The following is a 13,289-nucleotide window of genomic DNA, read 5'->3' as shown; positions in this document are numbered from 1 at the left end:
CGTACGCGTGCGGACCCGGGCCGGGGATCAGACTTCTACCTGCGCAGCGTCTGCCGGATCAGGTCGCGCGCCCGATCCATGATCGCCGCGGGCGGGCCCAGCAGCAGGTTCCTCGTCATCGACTCCACTCCGGGGTGCGGACGGGTCGGGGCCATCGCCAGGGCGGCCCGGACGCCGAGCGCCATCGCCCGCCGCTCGGCCGCCGTCGTCTCGGCCCGGAGCCTGGTGAACTCGTAGCGTTCCTCGGCCCGCGCGTGCGTGAGCACGGCCATCCGCAGCTTGTCCAGTTCGGCCATGAAGCCGGGGTGTTCCGGGCCCATCGCGTTCAGCGTGCGGAGCATCTTCTTGGCCTCGCGCTCCTCCTTGAGCCGGTCGGCCACCACGCCCGCTCCCCCGTCCACCCGCAGCCGGGTGTAGGGGTGGACGATCTCCTCCTCGGCCGTCTCGTGGACGGCCAGCATGCGCACCAGCTGCCGGAACGGCTCGTGGCGCGTGCCCGGCGCGGCGTGCTCCACCTCGTCGAACATGTCCCTGATCAGCGAGTGCTGGTGGATGAGCAGGTCGACGACGTCGCCTTCCTTCATCAGTTCGGGCACCGGGTGCTGCACGTCGGTCATGTCCCTCTCCCCTCGGATACGGCGCCCGGCCTCCTCTAGGAGGCCGGGCGCCGGACGAAACGGGACCTCGGTCGAGCCTGACCGCACTTGGCGGACACCCGGCTACTTACCCCTGGGGCGCGCTGATCAGCAGCCGATCGGGCTCGACCCCAGTGCCACGTCGTCGTACCAGATGGTGTCCGAGTCGCTGCCGTAGCTCTCCCAGCCGAGGCGGAACGTCGTGGGCCGCGGCGCGGTGGAGCGGCGCAGCCACTGGGAGTCCACGTCGGTGGTCGGCGTGCCGTCCACCCGCAGGCCGGCGACCTCCTGGTCGTCCAGGTACGTACGCATGGCCTGCTGCGTGGTGTCGATCTGGAAGCGCACGCAGACCCAGCGGTTGACGGGGAGCGGGGTGCTCAGCGCGACGCCGGAGGGGCTCTGCTCGGGCAGCGTGGCGTCGTCGGACTCCCGGTTCCACTGCAGCGCGCCGTTCTGGCCGCCGATGCGCAGGTCCTTGCCGCCGTCCCTGGAGTCCGACATCGTGATCATCGCGACGTGGCCCGTCGGGAGCGCGGTCGTGTGCCGCATCCACATGCGTCCGTAGACCACGGGCGAGACGCCGGACACGTTCTTGGTGCTCGCGGCGAAGATGTGGTTGCAGTAGTTGCCGCCGCCGTTGATCCGCAGCGACCTGCCGCCGCTGTGCACGGTGGCGGTGTCGATCGTGGCGGTGCCGGTGCCCGAGCAGTTCGGGGTGGTCACCTGCCACTCACCCGAAGGCGTACCCGACTGGTCCTCGAAGCCGGAGCAGACGACCAGGCCGCTCCCGGAGCAGCCGGAGGGCGAGGGCGTCACCGAAGGACTGGGCGAGGGAGACGGGGACGGAGACGGCGAGGGGGACGGAGACGGGGACGGGGACGGGGACGGCGAGTGGTCCACGGTCGGCGAGGGAGACGGGGACGGTGAACGAGACGGGGACGGCGAGGGGGACGGAGACGGAGACGGCGAGGGCGAGGGGGAGGAGGTGCCGCCGCACGGCACGCCGTTCAGCGACCAGTCCGACGGCGTCGTGAGGCTGCCCGACCAGGTGCCCTGGAACCCGAAGTCGGCGGCGCCGCCCGTGGCCAGCGAGCCGTTCCAGCTGACGTTGGTCGCGGTCACGCTCGTGCCCGACTGGCTGACCTGGGCGCTCCAGGCGTTGGTGATCTGCTGGCCGTTGTCCGCCGTCCAGCGCAGCGTCCATGCGCTGACCGCCGAGCCGAGGTTGGTGAGCCGCACCGAAGCGGTGAAGCCGCCCGGCCACTGGTTGATCGTGTAGTCCACCTTGCAGACGGGAGCCGCGCTTGCGGGGCCGGGCACCAGCACGACCACGAGGCCGGCGACCAGCGCGGCCAGGGCCGCGACCAGGCGCGCCACCGGAGAGCGCGGAAAACCGCGGGCGGCGAGGCGCTGCCCTCGGACGGGACGGAACTGCTTCATGCGTACCTCGATTTCTGCGCATCTGCTCGTTCGGCACGCCACCCGGCTCGCGCGTCCCGCCCTCCTCCCGAAACGATCACGGACAGGCGAGGTCAGGCGCTCCCGCTCGGGGCCGCGGCCACTGGGACAGATGGGTCGCGACGCTGCGGCCCCCGGACGCAGATGTTTTCTCCGGGTCGCGGAACCGGTCAACGGACGCCGTCGCTCCCGGGCCGGCGCCGCCCGAGCGGTGACGACGCCCGCGCAGCTCACGGGCACCACATGGGCCGCGGACGGCCGGGCGCGGGCGACGGGGCGAACTGAATCTTTCACCGTGGGCGGCCGGGCGTGCCCTCACGCCAGGGCGCCTACGCCCCCGGGCACGGCACGCGCCCTGCCCGTGAAGTCCCGGCCGGTGCCCCCAAGCGCCCGGCTCTCGTAGTCTTCGCACTGACACGCGCGAACGCAAAGGACAAACCCCCAATGGCAGATGCAGGGTCCTGGGTCGTCGTCGGGCTCGACAACGGCGGCACAAGCAACAACGCGACCGTTCTCGACGCCTCAGGGCGATTCCTCGTGGACCGGCTGGTCGAGACCCCCAGCCTCGTACGGGAAGGTCCCGAGGTCGCGGTCGAGCAGCTTCTGCTCGCCCTCGACAACGTGCTGGAGCTGACCGGCACACCGCGATCCACCGTACGCGCGGTGGGCCTGGACACCCCCGGCCCGGCCAGCGCCGACGGTGTGATCTCCTCGAAGGGCGCGACCAACTTCGTCGATCCCGGCTGGTTCGGCTTCGATTTCCGCGGCGCCCTGGAGTCCCGGCTGGGGCTGCCGGTCGTCTACAACAACGACGGCAACGCCGCGGCGCTCTACTCCCACCACGTACGCTTCGGGCCGGACGCCTGGCAGCACTCGTCCGTCTCGGCGATCGTCGGCACCGGCCTCGGCGGCGGCGTCATCCAGTCGGGGCACGTGGTGAAGGGCGCCGCCGGGATGGCCGGCGAGCTCGGGCACGTCCACATCCCCCTGCAGGGCCTGCTGGAGGACGGCCAGCCGCTGCCCGAGTGCAACTGCGGCTTCCTCGGTGACGCCGAGAGCGTCGCCTCGCTGACCGGCATCGAGAAGAACCTGCTGCCCTACTGGCTGACCCGCTTTCCCGGCCACGAGCTCCACGGGGTCGAGCAGGTCGGGAAGGCCGCCAAGCTGCTGCGCGGCTACGGCGAGAACGGCGACCCGCTCGCGCTCAAGGTCTTCGAGCAGCAGGCCATGGCCATCGGCAGGCTGTTCACCATCGCGGCCAACTTCAGCGACCCGGACGCGTATTTCCTGGGCGGCGGGGTGGTCGAGGCGGCCCCGCACTTCCGCGAGTGGTTCCTGGAGAAGGTCCGCGAGCACACCCTGCTGCGCGAGGAGCAGCGGCGGGTGGCCACGGTGACGCTGGTCGAGGACCTCGACATGGCGGGCGCCCGCGGGGCGGCGCTCGCGGCCCTCACCGAGATCGTCGGCCGCTGACACCTGTTCAGGATCGGGCCCGGCCACGGCGGGTGATCTGGACGGATCACACGCCCGGCCGGGGTCCGGTGAGCGGAACGTCCAGAGCGGGTTGCGAATCTCGTTCGGTTCGGCACGATGCGGACTCGTGAACGACACAGACCTGCTCAACGGCCGCCGCTTCGTCATGATCAGCTCCACCGCCAGCGCGGTGGACGCCGACGCTCCTACCGAGTTCGCGTACGAGGAGTCGGGCGGCGTCATCTGGGGGCACTACACGGGCGACACCGTCATCCACGGGCGGTTCGTCGGCACCCGGGACGCCGACCGCATCGAGCTGTCCTACGTCCACCTGCTGAAGACCGGCGAGCGCGCGAGCGGCCGCAGCACCAGCCGCATCGAGACGGCCGAGGACGGCCGGCTGCGCCTGGTGGAGGAGTTCCAGTTCGAGGGCGACGACGCCACCCACATCAGCGTCTGCGCCGAAGTGCCCTCCTGAGCGGTGCCTTCTAGGTCGCATCGCGCAGCGCGGCGCGGCCCTCGGCCGCGCCGACGAAACGCATCTTGCCGAGCGGCAGCCCCTGCCCCTGCTCTGGCTCCGGCGTGGACGAGGACGCAGACACGGACGCGGACGCCCCCGACGAGGAGGCGGGACGCCGCGGGGCGCCGCGGCCCCGGTCCCGGTCGCTCGGCAGCACGTACGGCCGCCTGAGCACCTCGTCGAGGATGAAGACGGTCTCGGTGGCCTTGACGGCCGGGATGTTGGCCAGGCGTTCGGTCACCATCGCGTGCACCTCGGCCACGTCGGCCATCCTCACCTGGATCATGGCATCGTGCTGCCCGGTGGTGATGGCGCAGTACTCCACCTCCGGCATCTGCGCGAGCTGGGCGCGGAACTGCCGCCACATCTGCTGGCGCACGGTCACGAAGATCAGGGCGACGATGCCGAGGCCGGTCCGCTGGTGGTCGATCTCGGCGGTGAAGCGCCTGATCACGCCGTCGGCGCGCAGCGCCTCGAAGCGCGTGTAGGCGTTGGCCCGGGAGATCCCCACCCGCTCGGCGAGGGCGGACACCGACACGCGCCCGTTGTCCCTGAGCACCTCAAGGATCTTCAGATGGGTGGCGTCCATCTCCAGGCCGATGCCGATCCGTCCAGTGGCGCCGCCCCCGGACCCCGAGTTGCTTGACGTTTCGGTCACTGCTTATTCCCCCATGAGAGATTCGTCTCGGCTTGGCCGCACGAGCTGGACTTTCTGCCGGACAATCCTGGACGATCGGCGACCAAACGTCCATACGGCCAGGAGTTGGCCTGCTTTCGGAGGACACATAATGACGACCCGTTCGTGGCCGGTGAGGGCCGGCCTGCTCCCGGTTGTGCTCACCGGCGCCCTCGCCCTCGCGGCCTGCTCCGGCGGCGGCTCGTCCAGCAGCACCCCGAGCGGCGCCGCGGGCAAGACGCTCGTGATCGACACCTCGTTCGATCTGAAGACGGCGGATCCGGGGCGGACCTACGAGCCGACCGGCCTGATCGTCGACAAGGCGACCTACGACACCCTTCTCACGTTCGAGGGCTCCGACGTCACCAAGCCGGTGCCGTCGCTCGCCGAGTCGTACGAACTGTCGTCCGACGGCAAGAAGCTCACGCTCAAGCTGCGGCAGGGCGCCACGTTCGCCGACGGCTCACCGGTGACGGCCGACGACGTCGTGTTCTCCCTCACCCGCGTGCGCGACATGAAGGGCACGCCGTCGTTCCTGCTCGACGGCGTGGAGATCGCCAAGACCGACGAATCGACCATCACGCTGACGTCGAAGACCCCGAACCCGGCGCTGCCGTACATCCTGCCGAACCCGGCCCTGGGCATCCTCAACTCGAAGGTCGCCAAGGAGAACGGCGCGACGAACGACCCGAACGACAAGGCCGAGCAGTACCTGAACTCCGCCTCGGCGGGCTCCGGGCCGTACACGATCGAGTCCTTCAACGTCAGCAGCCAGGTCGTTCTGAAGGCGAACGCGCAGTACTGGGGCGCGAAGAAGCCGTACTACGACAAGGTGGTCATTCGCAACGTCGAGTCGGCCACGCAGAAGCTCAACGTGCAGCGTGGCGACAGCCAGGTGGCGCTGAACCTGTCCGGCGACCAGGTGGCCGGCATCTCCGGTGGCCTGCAGGTCAAGCGGACCGCCTCGGCGTACGTGTTCTTCCTGCTGGCCAACCAGGACTCGGGCGTCAGCAAGGTCACCTCCAACCCCAAGTTCGTCGAGGCCGTGCGCAAGGGCATCGACTACCCGGGCCTGCTGGAGCTGGCCGGCGAGGGCTCGACGCAGGCGTCGGGCATCATCCCGTCGATGTTCCTCGGCGCGCTCCCGCCGGACCAGGCGGCCAAGCGTGACGTCGAGGGCGCCAAGGCGGCGCTGGCGGAAAGCGGCGTGAGCGACCCCACGGTCAAGCTGGAGTTCCCCAGCGAGCTGACCGTGAACGGCCTGTCCTTCCAGCCGCTGGCCGAGCGCATCCAGGCCAACCTCAAGGAGGTCGGCATCACGGTCGAACTGACCCCCGCTCCGGTCACCACCGCGCTGGACAACTACCGCAACGGCAAGGAGGAGCTGGGCCTGTGGTACTGGGGCCCCGACTTCCCCGACCCCAGCAACTACCTGTCGTTCGCCCCGGGCAAGCTGGTCGGCCTGCGGTCCGGATGGAAGGCGGGCGCGGACAAGGACGTCGAGGCCGCGGCCGACAAGGCCGGCGCCACGGTGACCGACGACGACCGCAAGCAGGCGTACACCGACTTCCAGCAGAAGCTCAACGCGACCGGTCCGTTCATGCCGCTGATCCAGCCGGGCCAGAACATCGTGACGGCGGCGTCCGTCACCGGCGTGGAGTACCACCCCGTGTGGACGATCGATGTCGCCGGCCTCGGCGCCAAGTAGACGCCGTACGGGGAACCGGGCGGTGCGCAGCCCGCTCGCCCGGTTCCTGGTGCGGCGGATCGTCACGGCGCTGCTGCTGACGGTCGGGATCACGCTGATCACGTTCGTGCTGACCAACCTGGTGCCGGGTGACCCGGTGGCGGCCAACCTCGGCCAGCGGGCGGTCGGCGACCCGGCGATCGTGGCCCAGTGGCGCGCCGACCACGGCCTCGACCGGCCGCTGCCGCAGCAGTACCTGATGCACCTCGAAGGGCTGCTGCACGGCGATCTCGGGACGAGCCAGCAGAGCCACCGCCCGGTGCTGGACGACCTCGCCGAGTCCGTGCCGGCCACTCTGGAGCTGGCCGGGGCCGCCATCCTCGTCTCGCTGGTCCTCGGCGTCGGATTCGGGGTGGTCGCGGCGCTGCGCCGGGACCGGCTCTCCGACCACGTGCTGCGGGTGCTGAGCCTCGTCGGCATCTCGGTGCCGACCTTCTGGCTCGCGCTGGTGGCGTTCTACGTGTTCTTCTTCCGGCTGCAGATCACCCCGGGCAGCGGCCGCATCGATCCCGGCATGACCCCGCCGCCGCAGGTCACGGGCCTCTACACGGTCGACGCCCTGCTGTCGGGACGCTGGGACGTGCTCTCCTCGGCCGTCGGCCACCTGGCCGCGCCGGCGCTCGTGCTGGCCCTCTACACGATCGGCCTGCTGACGCGGTTCACCCGCTCGGCGGTGCTGGAGGTGCTCGGGCAGGACTACGTGCGCGCCGCCCGGGCCAAGGGCCTGCCCGGCCGCGTGGTGCTGTTCCGGTATGTCCTGCGCCCGGCGCTGGTGCCCGTCATCACCGTCGCCGGCCTGGCGTTCGGCAGCCTGCTGTCCGGCACCGTGCTGGTGGAGGCGGTATTCGCCTGGCCGGGCGTCGGCCAGTACGCCTACAAGAGCGCCACCACCCTCGACCTGCCCGCCGTCATGGGCGTCGGTCTCGTGGTGGGCGTGGTCTACCTCGTCATCAACCTGGTCGTCGACGTCCTGTACGGCGTCATCGACCCGAGGGTGAGGGTCTCGTGAAGCGCGCCCGCCTGTTCGGGCGCGGCCGCGTACGCCGGCTCCCGCAGGCGTGGCGGCGGCCGCTGGCGGTCGTCGGCACCGTCGTCGCGCTGGCCTGGATCGTGGTCGCGCTGGCCGCGCCGCTGCTCGCGCCGCACGACCCGCTGGCGCAGGAGCTGCCCCGGCTCGCGCCGCCCGGCCCGGGCCACTGGCTCGGCACCGACCAGCTCGGCCGCGACATCCTCAGCCGGATCATGTACGGCGCGCGGGTGTCCATCCCGCTCACGCTGCTGCTCGTGGCGCTGTCGGTGGTGGTCGGCGGCCTGCTCGGCGCCTGCGCCGGGTATTTCGGCCGGTGGGTGGGCGAGACGATCATGCGTCTGGCCGACCTCGTGTTCGCCTTCCCCACCGTCATCCTCGCGATGGTCGTCGCCGCCGCCCTCGGCGCGAGCCTCGGCAACGCGGTGCTCGCCGTGCTCGTCGTCGCCTGGCCGGCGTACGCCCGGGTGACCCGCGGCCTCGTGCTCGGCGTACGGGAACGGGAGTTCGTGCTGAGCGGCCGGCTGCTGGGCTTCTCCGCCTGGCGGTCGCTGCGGGTGGACGTGCTGCCGAACGTCACCGGGCCCATCCTGGTGCTCGCCACCCTCGACATCGGGACCGCGCTGCTGCTGCTGTCGGGCCTGTCGTTCCTCGGGCTCGGCGCCAAACCGCCGTCGCCCGAGTGGGGCGCGATGGTCGCCGCCGGAGTGGACGTCTTCGACAGCTGGTGGGTCGCGACGTTCCCCGGGCTCGCGATCCTGACGGTCGTCCTCGCGTTCAACTTCCTCGGCGACACGCTGCGCGACGCGCTCGACCCGCGTACCGCCGGGGCGATCAAGGAGCGTGCGCTGTGAGGACCGAATCACGACCGGCGGCGTTGTCGATCGAGGGGCTGCGGGTGTCGATCGGCGGCCACGACGTCCTGCACGGTGTCGACCTGGCCATTGAGGCGGGGCGCGTGCACGGCCTCGCCGGCGAGAGCGGCTCGGGAAAGACCATGACCGGTCTGGCCGTGCTCGGCCTGCTCCCGCACGGCTCCCGCGCGTCGGGACGGATCGCCTTCGGCGGTCGTGACCTGCTGGAGATGCCCGTCCGCGAGCTCAACGAGGTGCGCGGCGCCAAGATCGCCATGGTGTTCCAGGATCCGGCCACCAGCCTGCACCCGATGCTGACGGTGGAACGGCAGCTCACCGAGCACATGCGCCACCACCTGGGCGTCGGCAGGAAGGAAGCGCGCGAGCGGGCCGCCGGGCTGCTGGCCAAGGTGCGCATCCCGGGCCCCGAGGAGGCGCTGAGGCGCTACCCGCACCAGTTCTCGGGCGGCATGCGGCAGCGGATCGCCATCGCCGTCGCGCTGGCCTGCGAGCCCGAGGTGCTCATCGCCGACGAGCCGACGACCGCGCTCGACGTGACCGTGCAGGCCGGGATCCTCCGCCTGCTGCGCGGCCTGTGCGACGACCTCGGCCTCGCCGTCCTCCTCGTCACCCACGACCTCGGCGTGATGTCGGCGGTCGCCGACGAGGTGAGCGTGATGAAGGACGGGCTGGTCGTGGAGACCGGCCCGCGCGGCCAGGTGCTGCGCGAGCCGCGCCACCCCTACACCCGCTCGCTGCTCGACGCCCTGCCCGTGCCTCCTGGGGAGAACTCGCCATGACCATGCCTCTGACAGGGCCCCTGTTGTCCGTGGAGGACCTGGTCGTGGAGCACCGCACGCCGGGCCGCCCGGTCGTGCGGGCCGTGGCCGGGGCCAGCCTGCACGTCGCGGCCGGCGAGGTCGTCGGCCTGGTCGGCGAGTCGGGATGCGGCAAGTCCACCCTGGCCCGGGCGGTGTGCGGGCTGCACGGCGCGGCCTCCGGCCGGATCCTCGTCGGCGGCCATCCGGTGACGCCTCTCGGGCTGCGCCGCAGGGACCCCGCCCTGACCGGCGTGCAGATGGTGTTCCAGGATCCGTACTCCTCGCTGAACCCGCGCCGCCGCGTGGGCGCGCAGATCGCCGACGGGCTGCGCGCGGCGGGCGACACCGCGGCCAGCCCCGCCGACCTGCTCGAACGGGTCGGGCTGCCGCGCGCGTTCGCCGGCCGATACCCGCACGAGTTCTCCGGAGGGCAACGGCAGCGCGTCGCCATCGCGCGGGCGCTCGCCGCCCGGCCGTCACTGCTGATCGGCGACGAGCCCATCTCCGCTCTGGACGCCTCCGCCCAGGCGCAGGTGGCCCGGCTGATGCGCGACCTCGCCGTGGAGTCCGGCGCCGGCCTGCTGTTCATCAGCCACGACCTGTCCGTCGTGCGGCTGATCGCCGACCGGATCGCGGTCATGTACCTCGGCAAGGTCGTGGAGACCGGGCCCACCGCGGAGGTGTGGGCCGACCCCGGGCACCCGTACACGCGGGCGCTGCTCGCCGCGATCCCCTCCCCCGACGGCGCGGGGGTGCTGCCCGCCGAGCTGCCCGGGGACGTGCCCGACCCCGCCGATCCCCCGTCGGGCTGCCGGTTCCACCCCCGCTGCCCGCTCGTCATGGACGTGTGCCGGGAGAAGGAACCGGGCTTCGGGCCGGTGGCCTGCTGGCTGCACGAGCCGGAGCCGTCCTCCCCGTCATGATCGACCCCCTCATGCTGGAGGACGTACGCGCCGGGATGGCCGGGGCGGGCATCGACGCCCTCGTGCTGCGGCCCTCCCCGGACTTCCGGTACCTGCGAGCGGCCCCGCTGCCGGGCGCGGACGGCGAGAGCTACCTCGTGGTGGCGCTCGACGGGCCGCCCACCCCGGCCGGCGACCCCGCGCAGGCGGCGGCCCTCGTGCCGCCCACGGCCCGCCGCGTGGCGGTGGACCCGCAGATGCACGCCGCCGAGCTGTTCGCGCTGCGCCTGGACGCGGAGCTCGTGCTGGCCTCGGCCGTGCTGGCCCCGCTCCGCCTGCGCAAGCGGTCCGACGAGGTAGCCGCGATGCGGCACGCCGCCGAGGCGGCCGACGCCGTGCTGCTCGCCGCCCGCGAGCTGGCGTGGTTCGGCGCCACGGAGCTGGCGATGGCCCGCAGACTGCGGGCGATGCTCGCCGAGACGGGCTGCGAAGGAGCCGCCTTCGTGCTCGTCGCCGCGGGCGAGCACTCCGCCGACGCGCGGCACCGGCCGTGCGAGCGGGTGATCAACCCGGGCGACGCGCTGCTCGTCTCGGTCGCCGGGCGCTGGAACGGCTACTGCGCCGAGGTCGCCCGGGTCTTCGCGGTCGCCGAGCCGCCGGAGGACTTCGACGCCATGTACTCGGTCGTCCTCGCCGCGCAGCGGGCCGCCGTCGACCGCGTACGCCCCGGAGTGGACTGCGCCGAGGTCGCGACGATCGCCCGCGAGGTCATCGACGGCAGCGGCTACGGTGACTACGCCGCCGCCCGAACCGGCCGGGGCATCGGACTGAGCCCGGTGGAGGGGCCCTGGCTGGCGGCCGGGGAGAGGTTCGAGGCCGGGATGACCGTCTGCCTGGAGCCCGCCATCTACCTGCCCGACCTCTTCGGCGCCCGGGTGGCCGACGTGGTCGTGTGCGGCGAGGAGGGGCCGGAACTGCTCAGCACCGGCTCCCGCGCACTGCACGTTCTCGAGTGTTAGTCACGACCTTCCTGCGTGTGATCATCGTGTCTGCCCGGCTCACACGGGCGGCTCCGGGTCGTACTGCATGTGCCGGCGCACCTCGCGGGCCCGCTCGACTCCAGCGAGCCGTGCCACCAGGTGGAGCGCCATGTCGATGCCCGCCGACACCCCGGACGAGGTGACGACGTCGCCGTCGTCGACGAAGCGCTCCTCGCGCCGGACGTCGACGGTCGGGTCCAGCTCGGCGAGCAGGTCGAGGGCGCCCCAATGCGTGGTCGCCGGGCGGCCCGTCAGCAGCCCGGCCGCGGCGAAGACGAGCGACCCGGTGCAGACGCTGGTCATCAGGGGCACGCGTTCGCGCAGGTCCCGCACCCGGGCGAGGTGGTCCGGGTCCTTGAGCTGGGGGCGGGTCCCGGCGCCGCCCGGATGCAGGAAGACGTCCAGGTGGCCGACGTCGGCCATCGACCTGTCGGCATGGAGCGTCAGCCCCTTGGCGGCCCGTACGGCTCCCGCCCGCGGCGCGAACGCGACGACCTCCGCCTCGTCCGGGTGCAGTTTCGCCCACACGCCGAAGACCTCCCAGGGGCCCACCGCGTCCAGCTCCTCCACCTGATCGAACAGCAAGATCCCTACCCGTGTCATGCCCGTCATCCTCGCGCAGGGGCGCACGGAGACGAAAGCACCGGCAAAAATGGGCAAATAGTCGCTATCAGCACCAGCAACCACAGGAGGCTCGATAGAGGATGGAAAGGTCATTTTCCCGAAGCTCTCGCGGGGTAGAGATCCGCATCGGGGACACATCATCGGGGGAGGATCCATGACCACGACCGAGGCGACGCCGGGCACGACCGCCGGCACGGCCACTGGTACGACCACCGGCACGGCCACGACCGGCACGACGACCGCCCGGGGCCGGACGACCCGTACCCGGCCACCCACGCCCACGCCCACTCCGCCCACCGGCGCGGGCATGGAGATGAAGGAGGAGCACCGGCCCGAGCTGAACCTGAACCTGCCGTTCCTGAGAGTTCAACTGCGGGCGCCCGAAATGCACCTGCCGCATGTCGGCATGCCGCACATCAGCGGCCGGGACGTCGGGCACGCCGTGGACGTCGCCCGCACGTTCCTTCCGCCGCCCGAGCGGATCATGTACTACGGCGGTCTCGGCGCCCTCGCCGCTCTCGGCATTCTGGAGTGGCCGGTGGCGGCGGCGATCGGCGCGGGAACGATGATCGCCCAGCGCACCAGGGGCCGCGAGCAGCGCTGGTCCCCGCTCGGCGGCCCGCAGAAGGAGACCCGCGGGACGCGCACGCCGGGGACGGCCGACACCGGAGCCGGAGCCATGCAGGAGCCGGCGACAGCGCGGGCGGCCGGGAGGAGAGCCGGCACCGCCAAGGGGGAGGCGAAGACCGCCACCCCCACCGGCACCACCGCCCGGCGCACGAGGGCCGGCGCCAAGTAACGCGGGACGCCTCGCGCGGGTCCGCGAACCGGCGGCACCGCGCGATCGGCGCTTGATCAGAGCATGATCGGCGGAATCCCGCGGCCGGCGGCGGAACGCGGGATCCGCCCGGGGCACGTCCCACCGGCCGCACCGGCCGCACAAGGCGCGAACGACGATCGGGCCTCGCGGTACAAGACATGGCACAGGGAACGCATGATCAGGACGCGTCTCCGCAACGGTCACCGGCCGTTCACCGAACGGTAACCTTAACTACGCCGTTTTGGGAGGTTGATGCGTCACTCTTCCCTAGAAGCCGATTTGTCATACCGAGGTGTCAAGTGTCTGAGTTCCTCGCCGCCGTACTCTCCCGGGCGGCCATCATGGTCCTGGAGGCGCTGCTTGTGCGTCTCATCCAGTCTCTTGTGACGTCGACCTTCCGCGTCCCGGTGCCGCACGCGGCCTGACCGGCAGGCGTCTTTCGTCGTCGCGGGGCCGAGTCGTCGCGGGGCCGAGTCGTCGTGGGGCCGAGTCGTCACGGGGGCCGGTGCCGCCGCCCCGGAACCGACGGGTCCCACCGATACGACCGTTGCACGCGGCGACCAGCCGGTGAACAAGCGGTGAGCAGCCCCGTAAATGCGGAAGCCGGCTCCTCGCAGAGCCGGCCGCTCTCCACACCATCAACGGGGACGGGAGCGCCGGGCTGTCCTGCCCGGCTCGGCGGCCCCTCGTCA

Annotated in this window: 14 protein-coding genes; 10 read left to right on the top strand and 4 right to left on the bottom strand. The window is 72.0% G+C overall.

What is annotated here, in order from left to right; genetic code table 11:
* Window positions 1-35 precede the first annotated feature (35 nt).
* Window positions 36-617 carry a hemerythrin domain-containing protein gene (locus FLX07_RS25560; RefSeq protein WP_142574180.1) on the bottom strand — a complete coding sequence of 194 codons (582 nt, stop codon included), beginning with the start codon at window positions 615-617 and terminating at the stop codon, window positions 36-38.
* 126 nt (window positions 618-743) lie between these two features.
* Window positions 744-2,075, bottom strand: coding sequence for a cellulose-binding domain-containing protein (locus FLX07_RS25555; RefSeq protein WP_142574178.1), 1,332 nt, complete (start codon window positions 2,073-2,075; stop codon window positions 744-746).
* Window positions 2,076-2,537: 462 nt separating this feature from the next.
* Here FLX07_RS25555 and FLX07_RS25550 point away from each other — a divergent pair, with 462 nt between their 5' ends.
* Both FLX07_RS25550 and FLX07_RS25545 read left to right on the top strand, forming a co-directional pair.
* Window positions 2,538-3,566 carry an ROK family protein gene (locus tag FLX07_RS25550; protein WP_142574176.1) on the top strand — a complete coding sequence of 343 codons (1,029 nt, stop codon included), beginning with the start codon at window positions 2,538-2,540 and terminating at the stop codon, window positions 3,564-3,566.
* A 127-nt stretch (window positions 3,567-3,693) separates the two neighbouring features.
* Entirely contained in the window at window positions 3,694-4,044 is a 351-nt protein-coding gene (locus FLX07_RS25545) for an avidin-fold protein (RefSeq protein WP_142574174.1), read from the top strand.
* A 10-nt stretch (window positions 4,045-4,054) separates the two neighbouring features.
* Here the strand turns inward: FLX07_RS25545 and FLX07_RS25540 are convergent, their stop codons facing one another.
* Window positions 4,055-4,744, bottom strand: coding sequence for an Lrp/AsnC family transcriptional regulator (locus tag FLX07_RS25540; protein ID WP_229689598.1), 690 nt, complete (start codon window positions 4,742-4,744; stop codon window positions 4,055-4,057).
* Between the two features lie 130 nt (window positions 4,745-4,874).
* Between FLX07_RS25540 and FLX07_RS25535 the strand changes: the two genes are divergently transcribed.
* Genes FLX07_RS25535 through FLX07_RS25510 form a run of 6 tightly spaced genes read left to right on the top strand, consistent with a single transcriptional unit; the run spans window position 4,875 to window position 11,132 of the window.
* Window positions 4,875-6,470: an ABC transporter substrate-binding protein gene (locus FLX07_RS25535; RefSeq protein ID WP_142574172.1), complete on the top strand. Its 1,596-nt coding sequence runs from the start codon at window positions 4,875-4,877 to the stop codon at window positions 6,468-6,470.
* A 22-nt stretch (window positions 6,471-6,492) separates the two neighbouring features.
* Window positions 6,493-7,518 (top strand): ABC transporter permease, encoded by a 1,026-nt coding sequence (locus tag FLX07_RS25530; protein WP_229689599.1) that lies wholly within the window; start codon window positions 6,493-6,495, stop codon window positions 7,516-7,518.
* A complete protein-coding gene (locus FLX07_RS25525) occupies window positions 7,515-8,390 on the top strand; it encodes an ABC transporter permease (RefSeq protein WP_229689600.1) in 876 nt (291 codons plus the stop codon). The genes FLX07_RS25530 and FLX07_RS25525 overlap by 4 nt, the downstream gene beginning before the upstream one ends.
* Window positions 8,387-9,190 (top strand): ABC transporter ATP-binding protein, encoded by an 804-nt coding sequence (locus tag FLX07_RS25520; protein ID WP_142574168.1) that lies wholly within the window; start codon window positions 8,387-8,389, stop codon window positions 9,188-9,190. The genes FLX07_RS25525 and FLX07_RS25520 overlap by 4 nt, the downstream gene beginning before the upstream one ends.
* Window positions 9,187-10,134 carry an ABC transporter ATP-binding protein gene (locus FLX07_RS25515; protein WP_142574165.1) on the top strand — a complete coding sequence of 316 codons (948 nt, stop codon included), beginning with the start codon at window positions 9,187-9,189 and terminating at the stop codon, window positions 10,132-10,134. The genes FLX07_RS25520 and FLX07_RS25515 overlap by 4 nt, the downstream gene beginning before the upstream one ends.
* On the top strand, window positions 10,131-11,132 hold the full coding sequence (locus tag FLX07_RS25510; RefSeq protein WP_223853824.1) for a M24 family metallopeptidase: 1,002 nt from the start codon (window positions 10,131-10,133) through the stop codon (window positions 11,130-11,132). The genes FLX07_RS25515 and FLX07_RS25510 overlap by 4 nt, the downstream gene beginning before the upstream one ends.
* 39 nt (window positions 11,133-11,171) lie before the next feature.
* On the opposite strand, the gene FLX07_RS25505 is transcribed toward FLX07_RS25510, so the two are convergent.
* Window positions 11,172-11,756 (bottom strand): DJ-1/PfpI family protein, encoded by a 585-nt coding sequence (locus FLX07_RS25505; RefSeq protein WP_142574163.1) that lies wholly within the window; start codon window positions 11,754-11,756, stop codon window positions 11,172-11,174.
* 175 nt (window positions 11,757-11,931) lie between these two features.
* Here FLX07_RS25505 and FLX07_RS25500 point away from each other — a divergent pair, with 175 nt between their 5' ends.
* Window positions 11,932-12,576 (top strand): hypothetical protein, encoded by a 645-nt coding sequence (locus FLX07_RS25500; RefSeq protein WP_142574161.1) that lies wholly within the window; start codon window positions 11,932-11,934, stop codon window positions 12,574-12,576.
* A 320-nt stretch (window positions 12,577-12,896) separates the two neighbouring features.
* Window positions 12,897-13,022, top strand: a complete 126-nt coding sequence (locus FLX07_RS38545; RefSeq protein WP_263407671.1) for a hypothetical protein — start codon at window positions 12,897-12,899, stop codon at window positions 13,020-13,022.
* Window positions 13,023-13,289 lie beyond the last annotated feature (267 nt).

This window comes from Microbispora bryophytorum (genome assembly GCF_006874465.1).
GTDB lineage: Bacteria > Actinomycetota > Actinomycetes > Streptosporangiales > Streptosporangiaceae > Microbispora > Microbispora bryophytorum.
Note: the sequence above shows the minus strand (reverse complement) of the source record. Positions and strands in the feature narration are given on the sequence as shown.